The organism is Mesorhizobium tamadayense (genome assembly GCF_003863365.1).
Classification (GTDB): domain Bacteria; phylum Pseudomonadota; class Alphaproteobacteria; order Rhizobiales; family Rhizobiaceae; genus Mesorhizobium; species Mesorhizobium tamadayense.
In genome coordinates this window covers 1-25,108 of sequence record NZ_RQXT01000041.1, presented here as the reverse complement: position 1 = coordinate 25,108, position 25,108 = coordinate 1, and the positions used below count along the sequence as shown (strand labels likewise).

Sequence of the window (25,108 nt, the reverse complement as noted above, 5' to 3'; positions counted from 1 at the left end):
CAGACGAAAAACCGCTACACACTTTTCCTGGAATTGCTATTTGACTGCCCCGAGCGCCAGCCCGCGGACGAGGTAGCGCTGCAGCCAGATGAAGAGGATCGCCACCGGCAGGGTCGCAAGCAGCGTGGCCGCCATGACATGGTGCCATTCGATCGTATAGCGGCCCGCGACCAGGGAGAAAACCTGGATCGGCAGCGTGTAGCTTTCCTGGCTGCGCAGCATGGTGAGCGCCACGACGAACTCGTTCCAGGCATTGATGAAGGTGAAGATCGCCGTCACCGCGATGGCCGGCAGGCAGAGCGGCAGGAACACTTTTCGCAAGGTCAGCCAGCGGCCGGCACCTTCCATCCAGGCCGCCTCCTCGAGGTCGCGCGGGATCGTGTCGAAATAGCTCTGCAGCATCCACACCGTGAAGGCGACGTTGAAGGCCATGTAGATGAAGCCGAGCGCCGTCGTGCTCTCGACCAGGCCCCAGGTGGCCATCAGCCGGAATAAGCCGAGCACCAGCACGATCGGCGAGATCATCTGCGAGATCAGAAGGAACTGGCGGAAGCCGCCATAGCCGGCAAAGCGGAAGCGCGACATGGCATAGGCCGCCGGCACCGAGATCAGGATGGCGCCGACGGTTGCCAGCGCCGAGACATAGAGCGAATTGAGAAGCGCCTGGCCGAAGCCGGTCGCCACCCACATGTCGGCAAAATTCGACCAGCGGAATTCGCTCGGCCACCAGGTGGGCGCGAGCACTTCGGTCCGCGGTTTGACCGCTGTCAGCAACATCACCGCGAAGGGGAAGATCGTCACCACGATCAGCGGCGCAAGCAGCAGCCAGGCGATGATGGAGCGTCTCAGCTTGCCGTTCCTCATGCGCGTTGCTCCCGCATGGCGAGCCGCACATAGATCATCGTGAAGACGAGCAGGATGGCGAACATCACCAGCGACACCGCCGAGGCCTCGCCGAGCTTGCCGATGCGGAAAGCGAGCTTGTAGAGATGCGTGACCAGGATGTCGGTCGAGTTCGCCGGCCCGCCCTGCGTCATCACCCAGATGATCGGGAAGGAGTTGAAGACGTAGATGGTGTTCAGCACGATCGCGATGTTGATGAACGGCTTCAAGAGCGGAAAGGTGACCTCGCGGAACTGCTGGAGGGGCGTTGCGCCTTCCAGCGCCGCGGCCTCGTAAAGATCGTCCGGGATAGACGACAGGCCGCCGAGGAAGATCGTGGTGGTGAACGGCACCGTCACCAGGATGCCGATCAGCACCTGCATCGGAAAAGCGGTCTCGGCGCTCGCCAGCCACTGGATGTTCTGGCTGATGATACCAAGCTTCATCAGCGCCGAATTCAGCATGCCGCTTTCGCCGTTGAGCGCCCAGCGCCAGACCACCGCGGTCATGGTGAGCGACACCGCCCAGGGCAGCATGATGATGACGCGCGCAATTCCGCGGCCGTAGAAGTCGGTATTGAGGATGATCGCCACGGGGATCGACAACAGCAGCGCGCCGCCGACCACCAGCACGGTCCACAAGCCGGTGCGCCAGAGGGCGGCGACGAAATCGGGATCGGCGGCGAGCGCCCAGAAATTGGTCAGGCCGCTGAAGTCGCGCAGCTGGCCAAAGCGGTTCACATCATGCGTCGAGATCTGGACAAGGTCCCAGACCGGCCAGAAGATCACCACGGCCGCCAAAAACAGGCTGGGAAGCGTCAGCAGATAGGGCAGGATACGGCTTTGCGTTGGCTGACTAGGACCGTTTTGTGGTGGACCTTGAATGGCCTCGAATTCCTTACGCACGTTTTGCGCTGCCCCTCACCTGCTTGCCGGCATCCTCTCCCCGTATAGTGACGGGGAGAGGGGCGCTCTCATCAATGACTTCGCCAATCTCCAGCGTTGCAAGAACGGCGCCGAGATTGCGGCCAGCCCTTTCTCCCCGTCACTATACGGGAAGAAATGCCCGGCAGGGCAATGGGCGGCGCCGAGGTCAACGATCTGTCGCTTGTCCCGAAATGATTGCACACGGACTTCTTCTAACGCTCAAAGGCCGGGAGATGTGTGGCGCGCCCCGACGGGGTGGGGCGCGCCACGGGCGCAGGGAGATACGCGCTATTTCTTCAGCACGCCGTTGGCCTTGGCAGCGGCATCCTTCAGAGCGGCTTCGGGCTCGGCGCTGCCGAGATAGATCTTCTGCATGGCGTCCGAGGTGATCTGTGCAATCTCTTCCCAGCCCGGGATGACCGGCGCGAAACGCGCGTCGGGCAACAGCGCGGTGAAGGCGGCGAGGTCGGCGTTGTTGACGTAATAATCCATCTTCGCCTCTTCCTTGTTCACCGGCAGGAAGCCTTCGCCCTGCGTGAACTTGGCGCGCTGCTCCTTGGTGAACAGGAAGTCGAGCAGCTTCCAGGCCTCGTCCTTGTTCTTGGAGTTCTTGAACATGATGATGGAATCGGTGACGCCATAGGTGCCGCGCGCGCCGGTCGGCCCGGCCGGAATGGCGGCGACGCCGTATTTCAGGCTAGGCGCCTCTTCCTTGATCTGGTTGGACAGGAAGGGCGCGGTGATCATCATGCCGACCTTGCCCTGCTTGAACAGGTTCTGCACGTCCTCGCGGTTGTTGGAGGTGACGCCGGGCTCCGTCAGGCCCTCATCGATCATCGACTTGTAGAGCTTGGCGGCTTCGAGCGCCCCCGGCGTGCTCAAGCCGGACGTGCCGTCCTTGTTGAGGATCTCGGTGCCCTGCGACCACATCGCATAATAATAGTAGACGTCGGTTTCGATCTCCTTGCCCTGCAGGCCGAATCCGAAGGCACCCTGCGCCTTGATCTTGCGCGCGTCTTCCTGCAGCTCGGTCCAGGTCGCCGGCGGCTTGGCGATGCCGGCCTTCTCGAACAGTTCCTTGTTGTAATACATGGCGCGCGCCGAAGCCGCGATCGGCAGGCCGTAGGTCTTGCCCTCCATGATCGAGGGCTGCAGGAAGGTGTCGATGAAGCGATCCTTGAACTCGGGCGTGATGTAGCCGTCGAGCGGCTCGGCGACGTCCTGCTGAACAAAGTCGATCAGCCAGCGCGTGCCGATGATCGAAAGGTCGGCATTGGTGCCGGCGGTGATGTCGGTGGTGAGCTTTTGCAGCAGCACATCCCACGGCACCACTTCATACTTGATGGTGATGCCCGGATTGGCCGCCTCGAACTCCTTCTTCACCTCTGCGAAATAGGGGCCGGTCTTGGCGCTGTATTCGGCGACGGTGACCCGCACCTCGCCGGCGTCCGCCGGCGCGGCAAGCGCCAGCATGCTCATTCCGGCCAACAGGCCGACAGTCCATCTCGCAAGGTTCATCTGATCTCTCCCGTTGATGCGCATTCGCGCCTGGCCGGATGGGGCGCAGTATTTATGTGACTTTCCTACATTATCGATGGCTTTCCGTGATGCAAGCAGTTTATCATGTTGCTTAATTACATTTCGTTGGGTAGCGTTCTTTCGCTATTTGACGGGCGGAGGAGCGCGCATCGTGGCGTCGAAGGCCGATTTCGAGGGCAGGACCGTTGTCGTCACCGGCGCCGGCGGCGGCCTAGGCTCGGCGATCGTGCAGCTTGTGGCCGAACGCGGTGCGCGCGTCGTCGGCTGCGACCAGTCGGCCGAAGCGCTGGCCAGCTCGCATATCGCGTCGCGCCACGTCTTCAACCTGCTCGACCGCGCCTCGATCGAGGCGGCGATCCCCGCTTTGCTCGACAAAGACGGCGTCCCGGACATCCTGATCAACAATGCCGGCTGGACGCGCGCCGAGACCTTGAAGGCGCTGACGGCGGACAGAATAGAGCAGGAGCTCGACCTCAACCTGACCGGCGTGATGACTTTCGCCGATCCGATCGTCAAGGCGATGGCCGCGCGCGGCTCGGGCAGCGTCGTCTTCATCTCCTCGGTCAACGCCATCGCGCATTTCGGCAATCCAGCCTATGCCGCGGCCAAGGCCGGCATCAACGCCTATGCCAAGTCGATCGCCGTCGAGCTCGGCCGCTGCGGCGTGCGCGCCAATGTCGTGTGCCCGGGCTCGATCCGCACCGCCGCCTGGAACCATCGCCTGGCCAAGAACCCTGATATCCTCGGCCGGCTGAAGCGGCTCTATCCGCTCGGCCGCATCGTCAACGCATTGGAGGTGGCTGAAGCCGTTGCTTTCCTTGCCTCCGACCGGGCTTCCGGCATAACTGGCGCGGTGGTGCCGGTGGACGCCGGGCTGACGGCCGGCTACCTGCCTTTCATCGACGATATATTGGGAGCGTGACCATGACCGATGTCCTGTTTCGCAACCTGTCGAAATCCTTCGGCCAGCACGGGATCCTCGAGGACATCAACCTGGAGATCCACAGCGGCGAGTTCGTCGTGCTGGTCGGCCCGTCCGGCTGCGGCAAGTCGACCCTGCTGCGCATGCTGGCCGGGCTGGAGACGATCACCTCCGGCGATCTCATTATCGGCGGCGTGCGCGCCAACGACCTGCCGCCGCAGAAGCGCAACATCGCCATGGTCTTCCAGTCCTACGCGCTGTTTCCGCATCTGAAGGCCGCCGACAATATCGGCTTCGGCCCGAAGATACGTGGCGAGACGCGTGCCGCGATCGACGACAAGGTGAAGAAGGCCTCCGGTGTGCTCAACCTCTTCTCCTATCTCGACCGCTACCCAAGGCAATTGTCGGGCGGCCAGCGCCAGCGCGTCGCCATGGGCCGCGCCATCGTGCGCGAGCCTTCCGTCTTCCTGTTCGACGAGCCGCTTTCCAATCTCGACGCGCAGTTGCGCGTGCAGATGCGCACCGAGATCAAGGCGCTGCATCAGCGGCTGAAATCGACCATCGTCTATGTCACCCACGACCAGATCGAGGCCATGACCATGGCCGACCGCATCGTGGTGATGGACCGCGGCCGCATCCAGCAGGTCGGGCAGCCGCTGGAACTCTATGACCGGCCGGCCAACAAATTCGTCGCCGCCTTCATCGGCTCGCCCTCGATGAGCTTTGTTTCCGGCGCGCTGAGGACCGCCGACGCCAAGTCCTGGTTCGAGACCAAGGGCGGCGGCCGTTTGGCGCTGGCCGGCAAGGCCGCTTCCGCCGCGGACACGGTCGAAGCCGGCATCCGCCCGGAGCATTTCGTCATCGGCGCCGCCGAGGACGCCATCGCGATCGATGTCGACGTCGTCGAGCCGACCGGGTCGGAAACGCATGTCTATGGCTCGGTCGGCACTGATACGGTGCGCGCCGTGTTCCGCGACCGGCTTCAGGTGAAGCCGGGCGACCGCCTGCCGGTGACCGTCGACCCACGCAACATCCATCTCTTCGACAAGGCGACCGGCCTGCCCCTGTGATGATGAAGACATGAGATGACGCCATGAAGACGCCGGCCGACATCATCACCCGCCTGCAATTGATCTCGCAGGACGGCACCAAGTCGGACCGCCGGCTGGCCGGGCTCGTGCTTTCCGATCTCGACTTCGCCTCCAAGGCGGCGATCTCGGAGATTGCCGCGCGCGTCGGCGTCAGCGAGCCGACCGTCACCCGCTTCTGCCGCAATCTCGGCTGCGAGGGCCTTCGCGATTTCAAGTTCTATCTGGCGCAGGCGATCGCCATCGGCGGCCAGTATCTGTCGCCGGAACCGCTGAGCCGCGACGCGCGCGAGCAACGCATCGCTTCGGCCATCACCGAAGCGGCGATCGCGGCGATCCAGCGTGCCAGCGAGAACCTCGACATGGGCGTGTTGGTGAGCGTTGCCGCGAGGATCGCCAGTTCCGGCAATGTGCTTTGCATCGGCTCTGGCGGCATTTCCTCGATGATGGCGACGGAGATGCAGAACCGGCTGTTCCGCCTCGGCCTGTCGGCGCTCGCGCAGATCGACGGCCAGTTGCAGCGCATGTACGCCGCCGTCGCGACGCCCGAGACGACGCTGATCGCCTTCTCGGTTTCGGGCTATGCGCGCTCGGTGATCGAGGCGGTCGAGGTCGCGCAGCAATATGGCGCGGCGACCGTCGCCATCACCGCGCCGGACTCCGCATTGGCCAAGGTCGCCGACACGGTCATCCTGTTGCAGTCATTCGAGGACGGCAACATCTACAAGCCGACCTCGTCGCGCTACGCCCTGCTCGCCATCCTAGACATGATCGCCACCGCGGTTGCCGAATCGCGAGGGCCGAAAGTCCTGGAGAACCTTCGCCGCATCAAGCAGAGCGTGAACACGCTGAAGGTCGATGATCCAAGGCTGCCGCTGGGCGATTGAGCGGTCTTGTTTTTGTCTGCGGCTGGCAAAGTGGCTCGGCCACAAGCTGCTCAATTTCGAACCGCGGCGCTGCCCCTCATCCGCCTGCCGGCACCTTCTCCCCGTAAACGGGGAGAAGTGAGCGGGCCGCAATCTCGGCGCTTTTCCTGCAACGCTGGCGATTGGCGAAATCACACGCGACAGTGTCTTTCTCCCCGTCACTATACGGGGAGAAATGCCCGGCAGGGCAAGGGGCAGCGCCGACCGGCGATATCTGATCGATGCGGTTGAACCGGCCGCCGTAGCGCGAGTCATCTCAGCTATCGGAAAGAGCCTCGACGCCCTTCACCAATACCGCCGCATCACCCAAGATCCGCAGCGTCTTCAGCCTCGATGTGCCGCCGGCGACGACAGACACCGCCGACCCCGGAACGCCAAGCGCCTTTGCCACCAGCCGTTCCAGCGCGGCATTGGCCGCGCCCTTCTCCGGCACGGCGCGCACGCGCGCCTTGAGATGGCTGCGTCCGTCGGCCGCCGTCTCGACCCCTTCGATTCGATCCACCGCCGCTTTCGGCGTCAGCCGCACGTAAAGGTCGATGCCGTCATCGCGCGCACGGAACGGCGTGCTCATCAGGCCCGGTTCAGGCGACCCAAGACCAGACGGTGGTGATCAAAAACTGCCGGATGAAGAAGATGATTAGCAGAAGGATGATCGGCGAGATGTCGATGCCGCCGAGATCGGGCATGAATCGCCGAATCGGGCGCAGCGCCGGATCGGTCAGGCGGTAGAGCATATTGCCGATCGTGCCCACGAACTGGTTGCGCGAGTTGACGACATTGAAGGCATAAAGCCAGGAAAAGATCGCCGAGGCGATGATGATCCACCAGTAGATATCAAGCGCCATGACGATGGTTTGAATAAGGGCGATCATGCCGGTCTCCAAATTGTCGCCGACATGTAGCCATTGCGCGCGGAACCGGCAAGGCCCGGCGGTTTCTGCGCCTCGACGCCAGGCAGCCGTTTCGCCTTGACATCAAACCGCCGCGACCGATACAAGCCCATCCGCTGGAACGGGGCTGTAGCTCAGCTGGGAGAGCGCATCGTTCGCAATGATGAGGTCAGGGGTTCGATCCCCCTCAGCTCCACCAGCGGAATTTTGCGAGCCGCGCCGCCGGCGCCCGCCGCGGCGGACAGGAAAACCCAGCATTTTTTGGCAATTGAGGTGGCCCGAAAGTCACCGTGCTTTTCCGCGCCCGAGTCCGGTGCCAGCGGACGCCTCCACCCCTGTGGCTGGCTCCTCGGCGGGCAAGGTATTCACGCATTGCGACCTCGCCAAACCGAATGGCGGGCTGCGTCGGCTGCGAAACGTCCGAACCAATCGGTCATGAATTTTTGCTGAATGGAGCCTTCAGCCTCCGTTCCGGACGACTTCCCTACAAAGGGCCGTTCAACCCGCGGTCCCCTGCCGCATCGAAGGAGAAGTCCCATGACCCGCTCATCAATCATCGCCGCAGCCTTTGCCGCCGCCGTCGGCTACGCAGCCGTCGCACCCGCCATGGCCAACGACGTGAACATCGAACAATATGGCTGGCGCAATTCCGCCGGCGGCGCCCAGCATGGCTACCGCAACCGCATCCATTTCCACCAGGATGGCCGCTTCAACACGGCGATCGGCCAGCAATATGGTCATCGCAACCTGTCGGTGATCGGGCAGCAGGGCGTCAACAACCACGGCGCGACCTATCAGTACGGCAACCGCAACGCCGCAGGCATCGGCCAGTTCGGCTCGAACCACACGGCAATCCTAACGCAGGACGGCAACGGCAACATCGCCGCCGGCGTCCAGGTCGGCCACGGGTGCAACGCCGACATCAGCCAGGGCGGCAGCGTCAATGTCGCCGCCTTCGTTCAGGACTGCCCCTGAACCATGGACGGCCGGCAATGGCGTTGCCGGCGACCATCCTGACATAGCGAGGAGATCATCCATGACCAGACTGGACAAGCGAACGGCAGCGGCATCGGCCGCGCTCCTGGCTGTGCTTGCCGCCGGCGCGACCGGCGCGACGGCCGGCAAGGACGGCTCGTATTCCGGGCCGCTGCGATGCGAGATACGAGATACGATTCAGGGCGACGCCATCCTGCTTGAGCCCATAGTATATGCCGACAAGGGCACCAGCGGCACCTACACGGTCAGCGTCTCCGGAGGCGGCACGTCCGGCTCCGCCGACATCCGGCAGGGCGGCGCCTTCGAAGCCGGTCCGGGCAATCCCGCGGCGCTCAGCCGGATAAGCGTAGGGGCGAATGGCGCTGCCTACGACGTCGAGCTGATAGTGACCGCGGGCGGGACGAGCATCAGTTGCGTCAAGCAGGTGCCTGGCGCGACCTGAGCGCCGGCTGTCCCCGGCCGATCGAAAGGAGGGCTTCGGGCAACCGGGGCCCTCGGCCGTTTCCGCCATGTCTCGCGCCGTCATCGATCTATCGAAGGCTGAACCGCTCCAGGTCTTGAACGGCTGCTGAACGATCCCTTCCGTCGCGGTTCAGCTTGGCTGTGCGACTGTTCCTCACCAACGGTCGAACCCGCAAGGAGACGTAACATGAACCGCCAGATCACAAAGCTCATCTACGCCACTGCGCTCGCCGCAGCCATCGGCGTGCCCCTTGGTTCCGCTCCGGCAAAAGCAGGCGGTTCGATCGGGTTTTACTACTCGCCTCGGACGACCCGAGATGCGCGAACGCTGGATCTCGGTCTGCGCGCCTATTCATTGTACAACGGGCTGCGCAGCGGCGCCCATATCAGGCAGTTCGGGCGGAACAACCGTGCCGGCATAGGTCAGGACGGTTCCGGCAACCTCGGCATAATCCGACAGGAGGGCAGCGGACACTCCGCTGCCTTGCGGCAGGACGGCAACGATAATTCCTTCGGCATTTTCCAGTTCGGCAGAAATACCGACGCCGACGTCGCGCAGGCCGGCGACGGGCAGAACGGAGCGGCCGTGCTGTTCGGCTGGTAGGCGAGAACTCGCCGGGTTGCGAGCTACGTGGACGGCGGTCCGTCCGATCGCTTCAATCGTCCCAATCGTCCCAATTGTCTTCATCCTGCGGCGGATAGCTGGGAACAACCCGGATGATCGGCTGCGGACGCTGATAGCGCCAATAATACTCGTCCGGCTGCGGCTCATAGGTGCGGTAGATTTGCCGGTAGTGGTGTTTGGGCTTCCAGTATTCGTGCTTCTTGTGCGATCGCACGCAGTAGCCGTCTTCGGTCAGGTACGCGCATGTCACATGCGCCTCTTGAACGAGGATGTCTCTATCCGGCACCGCGATCATCGGCGCTGCCTGGACCGCAGGCATAGGTGCTAGTACGGCGCCGGCAAGGGCAAGAACAGACAATTTCATCGAGCTCTCCATCATCTCCGGGTTGAGACGGAAGAACCTCCGGATTGGGGACGATTTGGGGCGGCCGGCGATCACTTTGATTTTCCGCTGCACATATGAGCGTTAGATCATATTTTTCTGCCGGCATGCTCGGGCCTGTCTGTCAGCCCCCTTAGGCCTGAAATCCACGGGATCGGCCGGCGCCATCGGCAGACCGGCAATCGGCAATGGGCTGCTCCACGGGTTCCCGCGGTTGTTTGCCGAGGCCGACAGTCTTCTCGTCAGCTTGGATGAGATCGGAGTTCGCGGGCTTCGAAGCGGCTCACAAAGGCATGGAGACTCCGTGGCCGACCTGACCGCACTCACCGGGAGACGGCCGTCGCTTTGTGATTGCGCTGGCGGGCATAGGCCACGCAGGCGTCCACCGTGCTGACGCAGAGCGCATCGACGCTGTTAGGCAGATTGTTGTCGCCGGCATAGACCACTTCCGCCACATGGCCGCCGACCATGCGAATCTGCGTGTTGCAATAGCCTCCGGGCGCGACGTTGACGGACCCTCCGACCGCGGGGATCGCGCCAACGGCCATGGTCGGCACCGCGATGCTGAGATTGCCGCGCTGCACGGTGCGCTGATAGGTCCAGATCTGGCCGGACGATCCCGCATCGGCCGTCGCGGTCGGAAAGCCGGCGCACATGCGGACATCGGCCTCGCTGAGACCGACCATCTCCCTGCGGGCGGCAACGGTGGTGACGTCCACTTTCGCGACCCGCGACGTATCGTCGGGGATGACGCAGGACGACAGGACGGAGATGCCTGCCGCGACAAGGGCAAGTTTTCGAATGCGCGAGGATGTCATGCCGTCGGTCGGAGTTGCGTGCCGCCCCAGCGCCCTCCTCCTACCTAGGCAAGCGGGCAAAGGCGTCAACCCGAGGAAGTCAGCGAATTCCAGTCGAAGGCGAGAGCGCCTTCCGCTGCATGCGCTCACGCCACCCGGAAATAGCTCGTCATGCCGGTCTTCTGGTGCTCGACGACGTGGCAGTGGAGCAACCAGTCGCCGAGGTTGTCGGCGACGAAACCCAGCTGAACCTTCTCGTCTGGCTGGATGAGATAGGTGTCGGACACGAGCGGCTGTACCGCGCGCGTCGAGGACGACATCACCTTGAAACTCATTCCGTGCAGGTGGATCGGGTGCGAATGCGGCGTGAGGTTTTCCATGTCGATGACGTAGCTCTTGCCGAGCTTGAGTTCCGCCAGCGGCGCGGTCGGGTCCGGCGTGTCGCCCGGCCACGGCACCTTGTTGATCGCCCAGAAACTGTAGCCGAGCGAGCCGCAGATGCCGTCGCCGGACACGTTTTCGGCCGTGGCGCTCAGCGCCAGCGCGATGCGCTTGGCGCTGCCGAGATCCACTTCGGCCACCGGATTGGCTTCCAGCGGGCCGAGATCGCGAAGATCGCGCTTGAACGATTTGCCGACGGCGCGCAGCGTCGCCAGGACTTTGGGCCTGGTGCCCCGGACGTCGCGCAGGCTGACGATCGCGCCTTCGCTGTCGGGCATGCGGATGGCAAGCTCCAGCCGCTGCCCGGGCCCAAGCTGTAAGGCGTCGGGCGTAAAACGCTGCGGCACCGGATTGCCGTCCAGCGCTATGACCGCGGCCTCCGCGCCGTCGACGCGGAAGGCATAGATGCGGGTGACGTCGGTGATGGCGGCCCGCAGCCGCGCCAGCCCGCCGGCGGGCGCGTCATATTGCGGCTGGTCGAGCCAGTTGGCGGTGCGCACCGTGCCATAGGTGCCGGTCTTCGCCGCATCGCGCGGCAGCAACTGCTCGATGAACTGACCATCGTCGCCGAGGCGCCAGTCGCGCAGATTGATCACCGCTTCGGAATCGAAGACCGGATCGTTTCGGTTCTCCACCACGATCACGCCGGTCAGCCCGTGCCCCATCTGCTCGAGCGTGTTGCAGTGCGGGTGATACCAGAAGGTGCCTGCGTCGGGCGGCGTGAAGGAGTAGTCGAAATGATCGCCCTGATAAACATAGGGCTGCACCAGGAACGGCACGCCGTCCATTCTGTTCGGAACGCGCATGCCATGCCAGTGGATGGTGGTCGGATCGTCGATGCCGTTGATGAGCCGCGCGGCGAAGGGCTCGCCTTTGCGCATCCTGACGACCGGCGGCGGGCCTGCTTTGCCATAGGTGAGGACGTTCCTTGTCGGACCGGCCCCCGTCAGCTTCGCCTCGATGCTGGCCGTCTTCAGTACCACCGGATCGGGCGCGGGTGCAGCGAGGCCGGCCAACCTGCCGATGGTCGAAGCACCGACGCCGGCGATACCGGCAGCAGCGGCGGTTTTGAGAAGAGTGCGGCGCGTGAATACCGTCATATGCTTCTTCGGCGGGCACGATCCCGCTGCATCCCAGAATAAAGCTGAACGTTCAGCCGCCTATCACCATCCGTCTCGCTGGCCTAGTCCCGCAGGCTGAAGACGAATGGCGCCGTGCGGGTGACGCGGGCGCCGAGCTCCGCCGGCGGGGTGGGCACCGATGCACCCTGCAAGGCGCCCAGCGCCGCGCGGTCGAGGTCCGCGTCGCCCGACGACCGCGCTAGCCGGGCGGAGACCACCCGACCCGATGCATCCACCGTGAAAGTCACGTTGGGCGTGCCTTCGGCCCGCCTTGACTTCGCCGCGCTCGGATAGCGCGTGTGACGCCTGATCCATGCCTGCAGGCTGGCATTCCACCGCGATGGGCTGACGCTGGATCGCGGCGCCGCGTCGGAGGACTGCGGCGCGGCGGGCTTCGCGCCGGCCTTGGCGTCGATGCTGGCCGTCGTCACCGCCTTCGGCGGCTCCGCCCTTTCCTTTTTCCTCTGCTTCGGCTTTTCGACCGGCTTCTTTTCCGCTTTTTTCTTCGCCTCGACGGGCTTGCTTGCTTTGATTTCGGTCTCCACAGGCTTCGGCCGCGGCAGTGGAATGACGACGTCGGGCGCGACCGTCTCGACAGGGTCGGGCACAACCTCTTCCACCGGCGGCTGCTCGCTCAGCGCCGCCACTGTCTCCGACGGTTCGGCCTCCTCCGCCTTGTCGGCATCGACCGGCGGCTCGGCGACGGGCTCGACCTTTTCCACGACCGGCGCCGGGTCGGTCACCGGCTTCGCTTCGCTCAGTGTTTCCATCTGCTCGACCGAATCCGGCCGATCGGGTGTCACCGTGTCCAGCATGGCTATTTCTTCCGGCACGGCAGGCGGGATCGCCAGCGGCGCCATTTCGACCGCCAGCGCCGGTGGCGGGCCGCCGTCCGGCACCTCGGCGAAGCTGAGATCCTGCACTGCATAGGCGACCGCCACATGCGCGGCGAGAATGATCGCGGCCGCACTTGTCCACAGACCGGCTTCGCGTATGCCGAGACGCGGCCGGTAGGACAAGGCGGCGATTGCTTGTGTCATGGCGCCGGGCTTCCGCTTGTCGCCGGTGCGAGGGTTCCACCGGTGGCCGGGGCCGCGCCACCGGCGCCCGATGCCGCCTCCAGCCCGACCAGCGCGACCTTGAGGTAGCCGGCGGCGCGCAGCAGGTTCATCACCTCCATCAACTCGCCATAGCCGACATTTCTGTCGGCGCGCAGGAAGATGCGCGTCTGCTTGTCGCCCTTGGTCCTGGAATCGAGCACGGCGGCAAAGAGGGCACGCGGCACGCTGTCATTGCCTATTGCCAGCGTGAGATCGCTTTTCAGCGTCAGGAACAGCGGCGTCTCGGGTCGCGGCGCCGGCGTTGCCGTCGAGCCCGGCAGGTCGACATTGACGTCGACGGTCGCCAGCGGGGCGGCGACCATGAAGATGATCAGCAGCACCAGGATGACGTCGATGAACGGCGTGACATTGATCTCGTGGCTTTCCTCGAGATCGTCGCCGGCCGCCTCACGAATCCGCGCCGCCATCGCCGCTCACTCCGCCGCCATCGCGGTTGCCGGCGGCACCGTTCGGAAATCGAGGTCGCGGCTGACCAGCCGCTCGACGCCGGCGGAAGCGTCGGCCAGGATCTGCCTGTAGCCGGCTATGGAGCGCGCGAAGACGTTGTAGATGACGACCGCCGGGATTGCCGCCACCAGGCCCATCGCGGTGGCAAGCAGCGCTTCGGCGATGCCGGGCGCCACCACCGCCAGATTGGTGGTCTGCGCCTGCGAGATGCCGATGAAGGCGTTCATGATGCCCCAGACGGTGCCGAACAGGCCGACGAAGGGCGCCGTCGAGCCGATGGTGGCGAGCAGGCCGGTGCCGTGCGACATGCGCCGCGCCGCGGCCGCCTCGATGCGCAAAAGCCGCGAGGTGACGCGCTCCTTCAGGCCGTCGCCCGAGGCATGATCGAGCGCGCCCGCCGAAAGCGCGCGCTCTTCCTCCGCCGCGCGCACCAGCAGCGCGCCCGGTCCGCCGCCATGGCCAAGCGCGCGGCCGGCCTGCATCAGCGTCGCGGCGTTGCCGATCGCGGTGGCCGCGCGGCGCGCCCTCAGCTTGCCGCCCAGGATCTCCAGCGACTTGGCGAGCCAGATCGTCCAGGTGACCAGCGAGGCGAAGGCAAGCCCGACCATGACCGCCTTCACCACGATGTCGGCGGCCATGAACATGCCCCAGGGCGACAGGTCATGCGGCAGCGCCAGCGCTATGTCGGCTTCGCCCTCGGCGCTGTCCGCAGCCGGCTGCACGCGCGGCTCGGTTGGCGCGGTCGCGGTTGGCGCCTGGGTCGCGGGGGCCTTTGCCGCCGCGGTCGGAGCCTGAGGGCGTGGCTCGACCGGCACCTGCGCGGCTGCCGGCGGTATCACCGGCGGCTGTGCGGCCGGCGCCGGCGGCGCTGCCGGCTGCTCCTGCGCCAATGCGATACTGGCTGAAGAAATGGGGCCGGCCGCAAGAATGACGAACGCGGCCAGCGCCGCAAGCAATCTGTTCCGGGACAAGGCTCGTCCTCGCTTCATCATTGCACGTAACCGATGGGCTGGCCGCTGACGGGATGCTTGAGCACCCCCATCTCGACGCCGAAAATGTCCTTGAGCACCTCGACCTGCATGATCTCGGCGGGCGTGCCGCGCGTGAGTAGCCGGCCCTGCTTCAGCGCGATCAACTCGTCGCAATAGCGCGCCGCCATATTGGGATCGTGCAGTACCACGACGACGCAAAGGTCGCGCTTGCGGCTGAGGTCCCTGACCAGGCCGAGCACCTCGACCTGATGCGCGATGTCGAGCGCCGAGATCGGCTCGTCGAGCAGCATGACGCCGGCATTCTGCGCCACCAGCATGGCAAGCCAGGCGCGCTGCCGCTCGCCGCCGGAAAGCTCGTCCACCAGCCGGTCGGCGAACGCGCTCATGTCGGTCAATGCCAGCGCCTCCTCGATATGGCTTCTGTCTTGCGGTCCGAAACGGCCAAGCGCGCCATGCCAGGGATAGCGCCCGAGCGCCGCGAGCTCGCGCACGGTGAGGCCGGTCGCAGCCGGAGTGGTCTGCGGCAGGTAGGCAAGCGCACGCGCCAGCTCGCGCGCGCCCCAGCCTGCGAGCGGGCGTTCGGCGAAGCGGATGTCGCCTGAGCTTGCCGGCTGCTGTCGCGCCAGGAGCTTGACCAGCGTCGACTTGCCGGAACCGTTGTGACCGATCAGCCCATAGACGCGCGAGCGTTGAAGCTCGAGGGAGACCGGCCCGAGCAGCGTGCGCTCGCCAACGGCAAAGCGCACCGCGTCGACATGAAAGGCTGTCTGGGTAGCTGCTGCTGTCAACATCCGTCTCCAAGCGGCCGCTGCCTCAGGCTGTCGCCGGGCGGCCAACGCCGGTTGACTAAAAAACATGAGCTTACTAGTCAACTCTAAAGGTGACTTTGCCGATCAACAAATCGCGGTGACACTCCGGCCGCCAGCCTGGGGCGCAATGAGGTCTGGACTGCAACGCCGTCGCTGAGCCACCATGCCAGTCGGCAATCGAGGCAGCAGACGATGATCAAGGCGAGACCATTCGACTTCCCCTATGACGGCAGGTTAGTGCCGCAGAACACCGCCTTGCTCGTCATCGACCTGCAGGAGGATTTCCTGTCGCCGACGGGTTACTTCGCCAGGAAAGGCTACGACCCCTCGCCTCTGAGGGCGATTCTGCCGGCCGTGAACCGGCTGATTGCGGCCGCCCGCGCCGCCGGCCTGACCATCATCCACACCAGGCAAGGCTACCGCGCCGACATGGCCGGCATGACGCCCTACGAGAAATGGCGCCGCCAGCGGGCAGGACTGGAAGGCACCGACATCCTGCTGCGCTCCAGCCCGGGCTTCCAGATTGTCGCCGACATAGAGGTCAGGCCCGACGATATCGTCGTCGACAAGACCTGCAACGGCGCCTTCACCTATACCGATCTGGAACTGGTGCTGCGCGCGCGGGACATAACGCACCTGCTGTTCACTGGCTGCACCACGGACGTCTGCGTGCACACCACCTTGCGCGAGGCCTGCGACCGCAATTTCCAGTGCCTGACGATCGCGGACGCCTCCGCCAGCGGCGACAGCCGGGCGCACGAAGCCGCTCTGCACATGGTGACGGTCGAGGACGGCGTCTTCGGCGCGCTGGCGGACTCGGAGGCCGTCATCGCCGCGCTCTCGCGGCCAAAGCAGGTCGCGTGAAAAAGGATTCACGGGACCTGCTTTAGGTCTTTGATTTCAAGCATGTCTTTGTCCCGAAACCGCTGTACATTTTCGGGAGACATGCTTTAGCGGCGGAAAAGGATTGACGCGGGACCACTCGACCGCAGAGACTTTTTCTCTATTCACCGTTCCGTTTCCGGCATCGCGTTCGTCTTGACGGTTGTGACGATTGCGGAAGCCACAACGGCCTCCGCCACCAGGACAAACGGAGCCAAGCCATGTCGACCGCAGTGACCTTGATCAACGTCTTCACCGCCAAGCCCGGCAAGCAGCAGGACCTCGCGGAGGCGCTGGCCGAAGGGACGCGCAACTTCTTCAGCAAGCAGCCAGGCTCGCTGTCCTCGTCCGTGGTCGTCGGCGGCGACGGCGGCAAGGTGGTCAACATCTCGCAATGGCGCTCGGCCGAAGACATCGCTGCCTTCCGCAGCGACCCCCGCTTCGCCGAGTATATGAAGACGATTCTCGAGCTTGGAACCGGCGAGACCGTGATGGGCCACACCAGCTATTCCCACACTGGCGGGATCGAAGACTAAAGCAATTCCAGGAAAAGTGTGAAACGGTTTTCCGTCCGGAATTGCGTCAGAAAGAGATGGAGACTGCGTGACCGGTTCGCATGACCATGCCGTTGCGCCGACCGAGGCCAGACTTCGCGCCTTCGAGCGCGAAGCCGCCGGCTTGAGAGCCCGGTTGCACCGTTATTGCTCACGGATGGTGGGATCGGTCATCGATGGCGAGGACATCGTTCAGGAAGCCTTGGCCAAAGCTTTCGTGGCGATCAGGAATGGCGACATGCCCGAAAAGACCGAGCCCTGGCTGTTTCGCATCACGCACAATTCAGCGCTAGATTTCCTGCGCAAACGGGCCCGCTCGCGGACGAGGGAGAGCGAGGTCGAGATCGATACGATCGCCGACGAAGGCTCCCCCATCGATGCGCGGATTGCCGCCGAGGCCAGCCTTGCCGAGCTGATGCAATTGCCCCCGGCGCAAAGATGCATCGTCGTGCTGAAGGACGTGCTGGGCCACAGCCTTGAGGAGATCGGCGAGATCCTCGAAACCACCGAAACGGCGATCAAGGGCGCGCTGCAACGCGGCCGTGAGAGCCTGCGCAAGCTCGCCGACGCGCCGCGGGCGGCATTGCCGCGACCGACCCTCAACCAGCATGACATGCGGCGCCTCGGCGACTATGTCGCCGCCTTCAACGCCCGGGACTTCGACGCCTTGCGCGGCCTGCTCGCCGACGACGTGAAGCTGGAGCTGGTCAATCGGCTTCGCGCCGAAGGCAAGGAATATGTCGGCAATTATTTCGGCCGCTATTCCGACGAGACGCATTGGCATTTCACCATCGGCCTGGTCGAAGGCCGGCCCGCCATCCTGGTCACCAGTCCGGATCGTCCGGATGGATCGCCGCGCTACTTCATCCTCATCCATTTGGAGAATGGCCGGATCGCCGGCATCCGCGACTTCCTCTTCGCGGACTATGTCATGGACGGCGTCGACTATGTCTCGCAGCTGCCGTCGCCCGTCGATCCTCGATGAAGACCGGCGGCCGCCGAACCGGTCTCACATCGATCTGCAATGTCAGCGGACGTGTGCCGCGGTGAAAGAGCGCGACGCAAACGTTCCTGGCGGTGGAGTGTCGGCTTCGCGCCGCGCCAGCGAATTCGCGATCAGCGTGACGGTCTCGCGCCCGATCCGGGCAATCTCGCCGGGGCGGTCGATGCCGGTGATCATGAATTCCTCGATGCCCATGGCGGCATAGGGCAGCAGCGTCAGCGCAAGCCGCGCCGGCGGTCCTGCAACCTCGACCGCCTTGTGGTCGGAGGCGCCAGACCAGCCCTCGGGGCGAATGCGGACGGGCAGCGCGAAGCGCAGCTTGCCGGCGCGGCCGTGTTCGGCGGCAGCACCTCGCACGCGCTGCATAAGCTGTCCGATCTCCTCGGGCGAGCCGGCCGCCAGCTCGAAGATGGCGGCATGCCGGCCGGCGACCTTCAGCGCGGTGCCGGACTGCCCGCCGAGACGGATGGTGAGGTCGGCGCCATGCGGGCCCTTGCGCGGCACATAACCGCCTCTCACGCTGTAGAAGGCGCCTTCGTGATCGAAGGGCTTGTCGTTCGACCAAAGGCGCTTCAACAGCACTAGATATTCGTCGATGCGCTGCCAGACCACGCTGTGGCCGAAGGGACGGGCCTCGGCGTCGCTGTCCTCCAGCGGCTCGCTCAGCATCCGGAGCGACAGGCGGCCGCCGCTCTTGGCGTCGAGCGCGGCGAGCTGTCTTGCCGCCACGTTCGGCTCGATCACGCCGGCCCAATGCGTCAGCACGACCTCCAGCGACGCCGTGCGGTCGAGCGTCTGGGCGGCGATGTCCATATTGGTGAGCACGCCGGCCGGATCGTCGACCACTAGCTTGCGGAAACCGGCGTCCTCGATCAGCGACAGCTTGGTCGCGGTCTCGGCGAAATCGTAGAAGAAGCTGCCATTGGCAGGCTTACCGGGAACATGCGTGAACTCGATCGGCATTGCCATCGCCTCCATCACGTTGGGTTGCCCCGCTCCATACCTTCGAACAAGATCCAGCGCGCAGGCGCGCGAACGCGCCCGGCGCTCGGCCAGTCATCTGCTTTGGCTACTCAACTCGGATTGTTGGCAGCGGGGCCTTGGTCCCGATGCGGCAAGTGCCTGATTTGCTGGACCCGACTGTCAGGGCCCGATTGTCAGGGCCCGATTGTCACGGAATGAGACCCAGCACCACCGCGCCGGTGAACACGAACGCCAGCGCGAAGACGAGATAGGCGAAGGTGCCGCCATAGGCGGGCCTCCAGCTCTGGTCGGCGGTCAGCCTTTGGCCTTTGCGCTGAGCGTTCTGGATGTAGGACATGGTCGAGCCTCCGTCTCGGCCATTAATCTATAAAGTTAGTAGACTTTGTCGATTGCTATTTTCGCGGCATTTTTGGGAAAACGTTCTCGGATTCTGGCAGTCAGTAGTTTTTCATGCTTCTAGCAGGGCCGGTATTCTGGCTGCCTGCGCGCGCGACACTGCCTCCGAACGATTTGGAATCGGCCGATCGGAGCGGCCTTCCCAAACCGAAAAGTCCTGTGTCCGGCAGAGCTTGGCCATCTGGAGCGGCAAGGATAGCATTAGGCCGAGCAGACGAGACCTTCAGAACAGAACGGAGAAAAGACATGGCTGGAAGGCTGGCGGGCAAGGTCGCCATCATCTCGGGCGGCGCGACGGGCATGGGCGGGGCGGCCTCCGACCTGTTTGCCGCCGAGGGCGCCAAGGTGGCGATCGTCGACCGCAACGGCGAGGCGGCGGCCGCGACCGCCGCGGCGATCCGCGCGCGCGGCCATGCGGCCGAGCATTTCGTGGCCGATGTTTCGGATGAAGCCCAGGTCGAAGCGGCCGCGAAGGCGGCGGCGGAAAAATTCGGACCGGTCACAGTGCTGTTCAATCATGCCGGCACCATCGTCATCAAACCCTTCCTGGAGACGACCTTGCATGAATGGGACTGGCTGCATGCCGTCAACGTCCGCTCGATGTTCCTGATGACGCGCGCGGTGCTGCCCGGCATGATCGCCGCCGGCGGCGGCTCGATCGTCTGCACCTCGTCGATCTCGGCGGTGGCGGCGACGCCGAATGAAGTGCTCTACGACACCACCAAGGGCGCCTGCCACATGTTCGCGCGCGCCATCGCCGTGGAATTCCGCGACCGCAACATCCGCTGCAATGCCGTCTGCCCCGGCTTCATCCGCACCCCGCATGGCCTGCGCGAGGTGGCCGATCTCGGCAAGCTCGGCGTCGATGTTTCCGACGCCGCCATGGCCGCGCAGCAGGGCCGCATCGGCGAGCCGGAAGAGGTGGCGAAGGCGGCGCTGTTCCTGGCCAGCGACGAATCGAGCTTCGTCAACGGCGCGCATCTCTTCGTCGACAACGCCTTTACGGCCATCTGAGGCGGCGCGCTGGCGGCGGACGAGCCTACCGCTCCTCTCTGCGGAACGGCTTCAGCAGCGCCGAAGGCGCCACCGCGTTGCGCGACATCACCGCCATGGCAATGATGGTGAAGATGAAGGGCAGCATCAGGAAGGCTTCATAGGGGATGTGGCCGAGGCCGCTCGCCTGCATCCTGAGCTGCAGCGCGTCGACGAAGGCAAAGAGCAGTGCAGCGCCCGCCGAGCGCCACGGGTCCCAGCGGCCGAACACGACCAGCGCGATCGCCACCCAGCCGCGCCCCGACACCACGCCGAAGGTGAAGGCGTTGAACTGCGCCATGGTGAGGAACGCGCCGGCGAGCCCCATCAGCGCGCCGCCGAGGATCACCGCCTGGAAGCGCGTGGCGATCACGCTGACACCGGCCGAATCCGCCGCGCGCGGGTTCTCGCCGACCATGCGCACCGACAGCCCCCAGGGCGTGCGGTAGAGCACGAAGGCGGCGAGCGGGATGGCGATGATCGCCAGATAGACCAGCGTGAACTGGTTGAACACTGCCGGTCCCAGGATCGGAATGTCCGACAGCAGCGGGATCGGCACCGGCTGGAAGCCCTTGATGCTCGGCGGCACCGACTGCTGGCCGAAGATCAGCCGGTAGAGGAAATAGGCAAGGCCGGAAGAGAACAATGTCACGCCGATGCCGCAGACATGTTGGCTCAAGCCCAGCGCCACCGTGAACAGCGCATGCATCGCGCCCATCAGCGCGCCGGTCAGCACGGCGATCAGCACGCCCAGCCACAAGCTGCCGCTGAGGCTGGTCGCGGTGAACCCGGCCATGGCCGACAACAGCATGATGCCTTCGATGCCGAGATTGAGCACGCCGGCGCGCTCCGAAAACATCTCGCCGAGCGTGGCGAAGGCAAGCGGCGTCGCGATGCGGATGATGGCGGCAAGGAAGCCGACCTGAAAAATCTGCTCGAACACCGCGCTCATGCCGTCGCTCCCACGCGGCGGATGCGGTAGGCGGTGAAGAGCAGCGCCACCAGCATGGTAAGCAGCGCCGTGCCCTGGATGACGTCGCTCAGGAACGCCGGCACGCCGGTCGCGCGCGACATCGCCTCGGCGCCGGTCATGACCGCGGCCAGGAAGATCGCCGCCGGTACCACGCCGAGCGGGTTGAGCCGCGCCAGCATGGCGACCACGATGCCGGAATAGCCATAGCCCGGCGAGATGTCGCTCATCACCTGGAAATGCACGCCGCCGACCTCGCCGACGCCTGCGAGCCCGGCCAGCGCACCTGACAGCAGCGCGGTGGAGAGCAGCACGCGCTGCACGTTGATGCCGCCATAGCGGGCCGCCTCCGGGTTCTCACCGGTGACGCGTATCCTGAAGCCGAGCGTGGTTCGCGCGATCAGGAACCAGCAAAGGGGTGCTGCGATCAGTGCCACCACGACGCCGAGATGCAGCCGCGTGCCTTCGATCAGCACCGGGAAATTGGCCGAATCCTCGATCGGCGGCGAGATCGGATAGCCGCTGAACGAATCCTTCCACGGCCCCTCGATCAGCGCCATCAGCGCATAGTAGATGACCGAGTTGAGCAGCAGCGAGCTGACCACGTCGTCGACCTTGAATTTGACACGCAGCGTCGCCGGCACCAGCGCGACGAGAGCGCCGGCCGCGGCGCCCGCCAGCGCCATCAGGAGCATGGCGAGGTACCCCGGCATCGGAATCGCGCCGATGGCGCAGCTTGCCACCGCGCCGGCCAGCAACTGGCCCTCGGCGCCGATGTTCCAGAATTTGGCTCGGAAGGCGATCGCAACCGCAAGGCCGGTGAAGATCATCGGGGCGGCGCGCACCAGCGTTTCGGTAATGGCGTAGCTGTCGCCGAGCGAGGCCGAGAACATGACACCATAGGCGTCGATCACGCCGGCGCCGGCCACCGCGATCAGGCCGCTGCACAGCACCAGCGCGACGGCGATTGCCAGCAGCGGCAGCGCGAGATTGAACCAGGCGGGCGTCGAGCTCCGGGCTTCCAGGCGAAACATCAGGCGTGCCCCTCCGCGCCGGTCATCATCAGGCCGAGCCTCGCTACAGTCGCCTCCGCGCCGGAAAGCGTGCCGGCGATGCGGCCCTCATACATCACCGCGATGCGGTCCGAGAGCATCAGCAATTCCTCGATGTCTTCGCCAATCACGATGATGCCGCAGCCCTTGCCGCGCATGGCCAGGAACTTCTCGTGGATGAAGCGTGCGGCGCCGATGTCGAGGCCGCGCGTCGGCTGCGAGACGATCAGCACCTTGGGATCGAAAGCAAGCTCGCGCGCCAAAAGCGCCTTCTGCAGATTGCCGCCGGAGAGCGCGCCCGCCCGGATCATCGGCCCCGGACACCGAATGTCATAAGCCTTGATCTGCGCTTCCGCGAACGTGCGGATCGCAGCCGGATTGAGCAGCCCCTTGCGGCTGAAGGCTTCCGTGCCGATGCGCGGCAGCACCATGGAATCGGCTAGCGGCAGATTGGTTACCAAGCCGGTCGTCATCCGGTCTTCCGGAATGCGGCCGAGGCCGAGCGCCTGTAGCTCGCGCGGCGAGAACTGCGCAACCGCTTTGCCGGCTATCGTCATCGTGCCGGTCTGCGGTGGCAGCATGCCGGAGATCACATCGGCGAGCGCCCGCTGGCCATTGCCCGAGACGCCGGCAATGCCGAGGATCTCGCCCGAACGGACGAACAGCGAAACATCGCGCAGCGGCGTTCCGCCATGGCCGAAGGTGGAAATGCCGTCGAGAGTCAGCACGGAGGCGCCGGCCGTCGACGCCCCCTTTGCCGGCGGCACGATCTCATGGCCGCACATCAGCTTCGCCATTTCGGCCGAGGTGGTGCTTGCCGGACGGTCGACGCGGCCGGCGACCTTGCCATGCCTGAGCACCACGCAACGATGGGTGAGCGCCCGCACTTCGTTGAGCTTATGCGAGATGAAGATGATGCCAAGCCCCTGGGCAGCCATTGAACGCAGAGCGGCGAACAGGCCGTCGACCTCGGTTGGCGCCAGCACCGCCGTCGGCTCGTCGAGGATCAGAAGCCTTGCGCCGCGAAACAACGCCTTAATGATTTCCAGCCGCTGCTGCTCGCCGACCGATAGTGATGAGACCGGCAGCTCCGGATTGAGGTTTAAGCCGTGCTGGCGGCCGATCTCCTTGAACCGCGCCAGCCCGCTGGCGCGGTCGATGCGGCCGGACTTGCCGGGAATGCCTATCAACAGGTTCTCCAGCACCGTCAGCCGCGGCGCCAGATGGAAATGCTGGTGCACCATGCCGATGCCGGCGGCTAAAGCATCGGCCGAGCTGTGGATGGCGACCTGTCGGCCCTCGACCAGGATCTCGCCGGCATCCGGCGCATAGGCGCCGAACAGCACGTTCATCAGCGTCGTCTTGCCGGCGCCGTTCTCGCCCAGCAGGCCGAGGATCTCGCCGGGTGCCACGCTAAGATCGACGCCCTCGTTCGCCTTGACGGCGCCGAAGCTCTTGGTGATGCCGCGCATTTCGATCAGAGGGGCGGACAAAGGAGACTCCAGGATACCCCTCCCCCTCGAGGGGAGGGTGCCGAGCGAAGCGAGGCGGGAGGGGTCGCCTCAGCCGCCTCGACCTGTGATTAACAAGGATGAAGCGCGTCGCGGGCGACCCCTCCCGGCCCTGCGGGCCACCCTCCCCTCAAGGGACCTCAAGGGGGAGGGAAACCCTGGCTTCAATCCGAAACCGGCGTGTTCTCGTCGACGTCGACGCGGAAATTGCCTTCCAGGATCTCCGCCTTCTTCTTCTCGACCAAGTCCTTGACCTCGGCCGGCAGCGTCTTGTCGAACTTGTGGTAGGGCGCGAGATAGGAGCCGCCCTTGGCCATGCGCGAGAAGTCGCCATAGTCCTGCGCGGTAAAAACGCCGGCCTTGACCAGCTTGATCGCCTGCTCGACCGTCGGATACATGTCCCACACCGGGCCGGTGATGACCGTGTCCGGGCCGAGGCTCGACTGGTCGGACATGTTGGAGATGGCAAGAATCTTCTTCTCCACCGCCGCCTCGATGACGCCGAAGCGCTCGGCATAGATGACGTCGACGCCGGCATCGATCTGCGCCACCGCCGCTTCCTTGGCCTTGGGTGGATCGAAGAAGGAGCCGATGAAAGCGACCTTCTTCTTGATGTTCGGGTTGACCTCCTTGGCGCCGGCAAAGAAGGCGTTGACCAGCCGGTTCACTTCCGGGATGCCCATGGCCGCCACGGCGCCGACAGTGCCCGACTTCGACATCTTGCCGGCGATCATGCCGGAGAGATAAGCGGGCTCGTGGATCCAGTTGTCGAAAACGCCGAAATTGGGTTCGGCCGGCCCGGCCCCGGAGCCGAACAGCCAGGCCGTCTTCGGGAACTGTTTTGCCGTGCGGCGCGATTCGCGCTCGGCGGCGAAGGCATCGCCCAGCACGAGCTGGTAGCCGCCCTTCGCATATTCGCGCATCACGCGGCTGAAGTCGGCGGTCTGGACCTTTTCCGACCATTTATATTCGATGCCCAGTTCCTTCTCGGCCTTCTGCAGCGCGACATGGATCTGGTTGTCCCACGGCTCCTCGATCGGCGTGGCGAAGATCGCCGCCACCTTCAGCTTCTTGTCCTTGGCGAAGGCGGCACTGGGCAGCACGGCCGCCGCCAGCCCCAGCGCGCCGAGTTCCAGCACGTTGCGCCGCGACAAGCCGGCGCGTTGCGACTTGTGATCTTTTTCCATTGAAATTCCCCTCTGTTCGACGGCCGTGTCGAGCCGGCCGTTCAAGAAATGTCAGACGCCTGGACTATGGAACGGCGTCCGACTTTTGTCCACATGGTCAAATTTGGTGAGTCGTTCCCGTGTGCCAGCTGGAAACGCATGCGGGACAGCGCCCCCCTCTGGCCTGCCGGC

General features: G+C 64.9%; 28 protein-coding genes and 1 tRNA gene. 11 read left to right on the top strand and 18 right to left on the bottom strand.

Annotated elements, in window-relative coordinates:
* Positions 1–36 precede the first annotated feature (36 nt).
* From EH240_RS26690 to EH240_RS26675, 3 genes are all read right to left on the bottom strand, one after another.
* Complete coding sequence (locus EH240_RS26690) at positions 37–864, bottom strand: carbohydrate ABC transporter permease (protein WP_125004216.1); 828 nt, start codon at positions 862–864, stop codon at positions 37–39.
* On the bottom strand, positions 861–1,766 hold the full coding sequence (locus EH240_RS26685; protein ID WP_125004282.1) for a carbohydrate ABC transporter permease: 906 nt from the start codon (positions 1,764–1,766) through the stop codon (positions 861–863). Before EH240_RS26685 ends, EH240_RS26690 begins: the two co-directional genes overlap by 4 nt.
* Positions 1,767–2,096: 330 nt before the next feature.
* On the bottom strand, positions 2,097–3,326 hold the full coding sequence (locus EH240_RS26675) for an ABC transporter substrate-binding protein (protein ID WP_125004215.1): 1,230 nt from the start codon (positions 3,324–3,326) through the stop codon (positions 2,097–2,099).
* A 172-nt stretch (positions 3,327–3,498) separates the two neighbouring features.
* Between EH240_RS26675 and EH240_RS26670 the strand changes: the two genes are divergently transcribed.
* From EH240_RS26670 to EH240_RS26660, 3 genes are read left to right on the top strand one after another with little or no spacing between them, the layout of a single operon-like run.
* Positions 3,499–4,269, top strand: coding sequence for an SDR family NAD(P)-dependent oxidoreductase (locus EH240_RS26670; protein WP_167484171.1), 771 nt, complete (start codon positions 3,499–3,501; stop codon positions 4,267–4,269).
* Between the two features lie 2 nt (positions 4,270–4,271).
* Positions 4,272–5,339, top strand: a complete 1,068-nt coding sequence (locus EH240_RS26665) for an ABC transporter ATP-binding protein (RefSeq protein WP_125004211.1) — start codon at positions 4,272–4,274, stop codon at positions 5,337–5,339.
* Between the two features lie 23 nt (positions 5,340–5,362).
* Positions 5,363–6,244, top strand: a complete 882-nt coding sequence (locus tag EH240_RS26660; protein WP_125004209.1) for a MurR/RpiR family transcriptional regulator — start codon at positions 5,363–5,365, stop codon at positions 6,242–6,244.
* Between the two features lie 295 nt (positions 6,245–6,539).
* Here the strand turns inward: EH240_RS26660 and EH240_RS26650 are convergent, their stop codons facing one another.
* Both EH240_RS26650 and EH240_RS26645 read right to left on the bottom strand, forming a co-directional pair.
* On the bottom strand, positions 6,540–6,854 hold the full coding sequence (locus EH240_RS26650) for a DUF167 family protein (protein WP_125004207.1): 315 nt from the start codon (positions 6,852–6,854) through the stop codon (positions 6,540–6,542).
* 10 nt (positions 6,855–6,864) lie between these two features.
* A complete protein-coding gene (locus EH240_RS26645) occupies positions 6,865–7,155 on the bottom strand; it encodes a YggT family protein (protein WP_125004205.1) in 291 nt (96 codons plus the stop codon).
* Positions 7,156–7,296: 141 nt separating this feature from the next.
* Here EH240_RS26645 and EH240_RS26640 point away from each other — a divergent pair.
* From EH240_RS26640 to EH240_RS26625, 4 genes are all read left to right on the top strand, one after another.
* Positions 7,297–7,372: transfer RNA gene (locus EH240_RS26640), tRNA-Ala, on the top strand.
* A 338-nt stretch (positions 7,373–7,710) separates the two neighbouring features.
* A complete protein-coding gene (locus EH240_RS26635; RefSeq protein ID WP_125004204.1) occupies positions 7,711–8,148 on the top strand; it encodes a curlin in 438 nt (145 codons plus the stop codon).
* Between the two features lie 61 nt (positions 8,149–8,209).
* Entirely contained in the window at positions 8,210–8,611 is a 402-nt protein-coding gene (gene csgH / locus EH240_RS26630) for a curli-like amyloid fiber formation chaperone CsgH (protein ID WP_125004202.1), read from the top strand.
* A gap of 207 nt (positions 8,612–8,818) precedes the next feature.
* Positions 8,819–9,235: a curlin gene (locus EH240_RS26625; RefSeq protein ID WP_125004200.1), complete on the top strand. Its 417-nt coding sequence runs from the start codon at positions 8,819–8,821 to the stop codon at positions 9,233–9,235.
* A 52-nt stretch (positions 9,236–9,287) separates the two neighbouring features.
* Here the strand turns inward: EH240_RS26625 and EH240_RS26620 are convergent, their stop codons facing one another.
* The 7 genes from EH240_RS26620 to EH240_RS26590 form a co-directional block, all read right to left on the bottom strand.
* Positions 9,288–9,695, bottom strand: coding sequence for a hypothetical protein (locus tag EH240_RS26620; RefSeq protein WP_125004198.1), 408 nt, complete (start codon positions 9,693–9,695; stop codon positions 9,288–9,290).
* Positions 9,696–9,961: 266 nt separating this feature from the next.
* Positions 9,962–10,456, bottom strand: a complete 495-nt coding sequence (locus EH240_RS26615) for a hypothetical protein (RefSeq protein ID WP_125004196.1) — start codon at positions 10,454–10,456, stop codon at positions 9,962–9,964.
* Between the two features lie 125 nt (positions 10,457–10,581).
* Entirely contained in the window at positions 10,582–11,976 is a 1,395-nt protein-coding gene (locus tag EH240_RS26610; RefSeq protein WP_125004194.1) for a multicopper oxidase family protein, read from the bottom strand.
* A gap of 83 nt (positions 11,977–12,059) precedes the next feature.
* Positions 12,060–13,037, bottom strand: a complete 978-nt coding sequence (locus EH240_RS26605; RefSeq protein WP_125004192.1) for an energy transducer TonB family protein — start codon at positions 13,035–13,037, stop codon at positions 12,060–12,062.
* A complete protein-coding gene (exbD, locus tag EH240_RS26600; protein ID WP_125004190.1) occupies positions 13,034–13,525 on the bottom strand; it encodes a TonB system transport protein ExbD in 492 nt (163 codons plus the stop codon). Before exbD ends, EH240_RS26605 begins: the two co-directional genes overlap by 4 nt.
* A gap of 6 nt (positions 13,526–13,531) precedes the next feature.
* Positions 13,532–14,536, bottom strand: a complete 1,005-nt coding sequence (gene exbB / locus EH240_RS26595; RefSeq protein WP_125004188.1) for a tonB-system energizer ExbB — start codon at positions 14,534–14,536, stop codon at positions 13,532–13,534.
* Positions 14,537–14,553: 17 nt separating this feature from the next.
* Positions 14,554–15,348 carry an ATP-binding cassette domain-containing protein gene (locus EH240_RS26590; RefSeq protein ID WP_125004186.1) on the bottom strand — a complete coding sequence of 265 codons (795 nt, stop codon included), beginning with the start codon at positions 15,346–15,348 and terminating at the stop codon, positions 14,554–14,556.
* A gap of 210 nt (positions 15,349–15,558) precedes the next feature.
* On the opposite strand from EH240_RS26590, the gene EH240_RS26585 reads away from it, so the two are divergent.
* From EH240_RS26585 to EH240_RS26575, 3 genes are all read left to right on the top strand, one after another.
* The gene (locus tag EH240_RS26585; protein WP_125004184.1) at positions 15,559–16,230 is read left to right on the top strand and encodes a cysteine hydrolase family protein; all 672 of its coding nucleotides are present in this window, start codon (positions 15,559–15,561) and stop codon (positions 16,228–16,230) included.
* A gap of 239 nt (positions 16,231–16,469) precedes the next feature.
* Positions 16,470–16,784, top strand: a complete 315-nt coding sequence (locus EH240_RS26580) for an antibiotic biosynthesis monooxygenase family protein (RefSeq protein WP_125004182.1) — start codon at positions 16,470–16,472, stop codon at positions 16,782–16,784.
* 67 nt (positions 16,785–16,851) lie between these two features.
* Entirely contained in the window at positions 16,852–17,787 is a 936-nt protein-coding gene (locus EH240_RS26575) for a sigma-70 family RNA polymerase sigma factor (RefSeq protein WP_245436401.1), read from the top strand.
* Positions 17,788–17,829: 42 nt separating this feature from the next.
* Here the strand turns inward: EH240_RS26575 and EH240_RS26570 are convergent, their stop codons facing one another.
* Both EH240_RS26570 and EH240_RS26565 read right to left on the bottom strand, forming a co-directional pair.
* Entirely contained in the window at positions 17,830–18,768 is a 939-nt protein-coding gene (locus EH240_RS26570; protein ID WP_125004178.1) for an LLM class flavin-dependent oxidoreductase, read from the bottom strand.
* 208 nt (positions 18,769–18,976) lie between these two features.
* Positions 18,977–19,126 carry a hypothetical protein gene (locus tag EH240_RS26565; protein WP_125004176.1) on the bottom strand — a complete coding sequence of 50 codons (150 nt, stop codon included), beginning with the start codon at positions 19,124–19,126 and terminating at the stop codon, positions 18,977–18,979.
* Positions 19,127–19,431: 305 nt separating this feature from the next.
* Between EH240_RS26565 and EH240_RS26560 the strand changes: the two genes are divergently transcribed.
* Positions 19,432–20,199 (top strand): SDR family NAD(P)-dependent oxidoreductase, encoded by a 768-nt coding sequence (locus EH240_RS26560; RefSeq protein WP_125004174.1) that lies wholly within the window; start codon positions 19,432–19,434, stop codon positions 20,197–20,199.
* A 25-nt stretch (positions 20,200–20,224) separates the two neighbouring features.
* Here the strand turns inward: EH240_RS26560 and EH240_RS26555 are convergent, their stop codons facing one another.
* The 4 genes from EH240_RS26555 to EH240_RS26540 all read right to left on the bottom strand — a co-directional run bounded on the left by EH240_RS26555 (position 20,225) and on the right by EH240_RS26540 (position 24,937).
* On the bottom strand, positions 20,225–21,169 hold the full coding sequence (locus EH240_RS26555; protein WP_125004172.1) for an ABC transporter permease: 945 nt from the start codon (positions 21,167–21,169) through the stop codon (positions 20,225–20,227).
* Entirely contained in the window at positions 21,166–22,221 is a 1,056-nt protein-coding gene (locus tag EH240_RS26550) for an ABC transporter permease (RefSeq protein WP_125004170.1), read from the bottom strand. The genes EH240_RS26555 and EH240_RS26550 overlap by 4 nt, the downstream gene beginning before the upstream one ends.
* Positions 22,221–23,732, bottom strand: a complete 1,512-nt coding sequence (locus tag EH240_RS26545; RefSeq protein ID WP_125004168.1) for an ABC transporter ATP-binding protein — start codon at positions 23,730–23,732, stop codon at positions 22,221–22,223. Before EH240_RS26545 ends, EH240_RS26550 begins: the two co-directional genes overlap by 1 nt.
* 182 nt (positions 23,733–23,914) lie before the next feature.
* Positions 23,915–24,937: a BMP family protein gene (locus tag EH240_RS26540; protein WP_125004166.1), complete on the bottom strand. Its 1,023-nt coding sequence runs from the start codon at positions 24,935–24,937 to the stop codon at positions 23,915–23,917.
* Between the last annotated feature and the right edge of the window lie 171 nt (positions 24,938–25,108).

What these genes read in the sequence shown, in the direction of transcription:
- EH240_RS26605 (WP_125004192.1), bottom strand. Translation starts at nt 13,037, where the DNA reads ATGACACAAGCAATCGCCGCCTTGTCCTACCGGCCGCGTCTCGGCATA.
- EH240_RS26580 (WP_125004182.1), top strand. Translation starts at nt 16,470, where the DNA reads ATGTCGACCGCAGTGACCTTGATCAACGTCTTCACCGCCAAGCCCGGC.
- exbD (WP_125004190.1), bottom strand. Translation starts at nt 13,525, where the DNA reads ATGGCGGCGCGGATTCGTGAGGCGGCCGGCGACGATCTCGAGGAAAGC.
- EH240_RS26615 (WP_125004196.1), bottom strand. Translation starts at nt 10,456, where the DNA reads ATGACATCCTCGCGCATTCGAAAACTTGCCCTTGTCGCGGCAGGCATC.
- EH240_RS26585 (WP_125004184.1), top strand. Translation starts at nt 15,559, where the DNA reads ATGATCAAGGCGAGACCATTCGACTTCCCCTATGACGGCAGGTTAGTG.
- EH240_RS26650 (WP_125004207.1), bottom strand. Translation starts at nt 6,854, where the DNA reads ATGAGCACGCCGTTCCGTGCGCGCGATGACGGCATCGACCTTTACGTG.
- EH240_RS26555 (WP_125004172.1), bottom strand. Translation starts at nt 21,169, where the DNA reads ATGAGCGCGGTGTTCGAGCAGATTTTTCAGGTCGGCTTCCTTGCCGCC.
- EH240_RS26645 (WP_125004205.1), bottom strand. Translation starts at nt 7,155, where the DNA reads ATGATCGCCCTTATTCAAACCATCGTCATGGCGCTTGATATCTACTGG.
- EH240_RS26675 (WP_125004215.1), bottom strand. Translation starts at nt 3,326, where the DNA reads ATGAACCTTGCGAGATGGACTGTCGGCCTGTTGGCCGGAATGAGCATG.
- EH240_RS26625 (WP_125004200.1), top strand. Translation starts at nt 8,819, where the DNA reads ATGAACCGCCAGATCACAAAGCTCATCTACGCCACTGCGCTCGCCGCA.
- EH240_RS26565 (WP_125004176.1), bottom strand. Translation starts at nt 19,126, where the DNA reads ATGTCCTACATCCAGAACGCTCAGCGCAAAGGCCAAAGGCTGACCGCC.
- EH240_RS26590 (WP_125004186.1), bottom strand. Translation starts at nt 15,348, where the DNA reads ATGTTGACAGCAGCAGCTACCCAGACAGCCTTTCATGTCGACGCGGTG.
- EH240_RS26550 (WP_125004170.1), bottom strand. Translation starts at nt 22,221, where the DNA reads ATGTTTCGCCTGGAAGCCCGGAGCTCGACGCCCGCCTGGTTCAATCTC.
- EH240_RS26570 (WP_125004178.1), bottom strand. Translation starts at nt 18,768, where the DNA reads ATGCCGATCGAGTTCACGCATGTTCCCGGTAAGCCTGCCAATGGCAGC.
- EH240_RS26635 (WP_125004204.1), top strand. Translation starts at nt 7,711, where the DNA reads ATGACCCGCTCATCAATCATCGCCGCAGCCTTTGCCGCCGCCGTCGGC.
- EH240_RS26690 (WP_125004216.1), bottom strand. Translation starts at nt 864, where the DNA reads ATGAGGAACGGCAAGCTGAGACGCTCCATCATCGCCTGGCTGCTGCTT.
- EH240_RS26665 (WP_125004211.1), top strand. Translation starts at nt 4,272, where the DNA reads ATGACCGATGTCCTGTTTCGCAACCTGTCGAAATCCTTCGGCCAGCAC.
- csgH (WP_125004202.1), top strand. Translation starts at nt 8,210, where the DNA reads ATGACCAGACTGGACAAGCGAACGGCAGCGGCATCGGCCGCGCTCCTG.
- EH240_RS26540 (WP_125004166.1), bottom strand. Translation starts at nt 24,937, where the DNA reads ATGGAAAAAGATCACAAGTCGCAACGCGCCGGCTTGTCGCGGCGCAAC.
- EH240_RS26660 (WP_125004209.1), top strand. Translation starts at nt 5,363, where the DNA reads ATGAAGACGCCGGCCGACATCATCACCCGCCTGCAATTGATCTCGCAG.
- EH240_RS26610 (WP_125004194.1), bottom strand. Translation starts at nt 11,976, where the DNA reads ATGACGGTATTCACGCGCCGCACTCTTCTCAAAACCGCCGCTGCTGCC.
- EH240_RS26560 (WP_125004174.1), top strand. Translation starts at nt 19,432, where the DNA reads ATGGCTGGAAGGCTGGCGGGCAAGGTCGCCATCATCTCGGGCGGCGCG.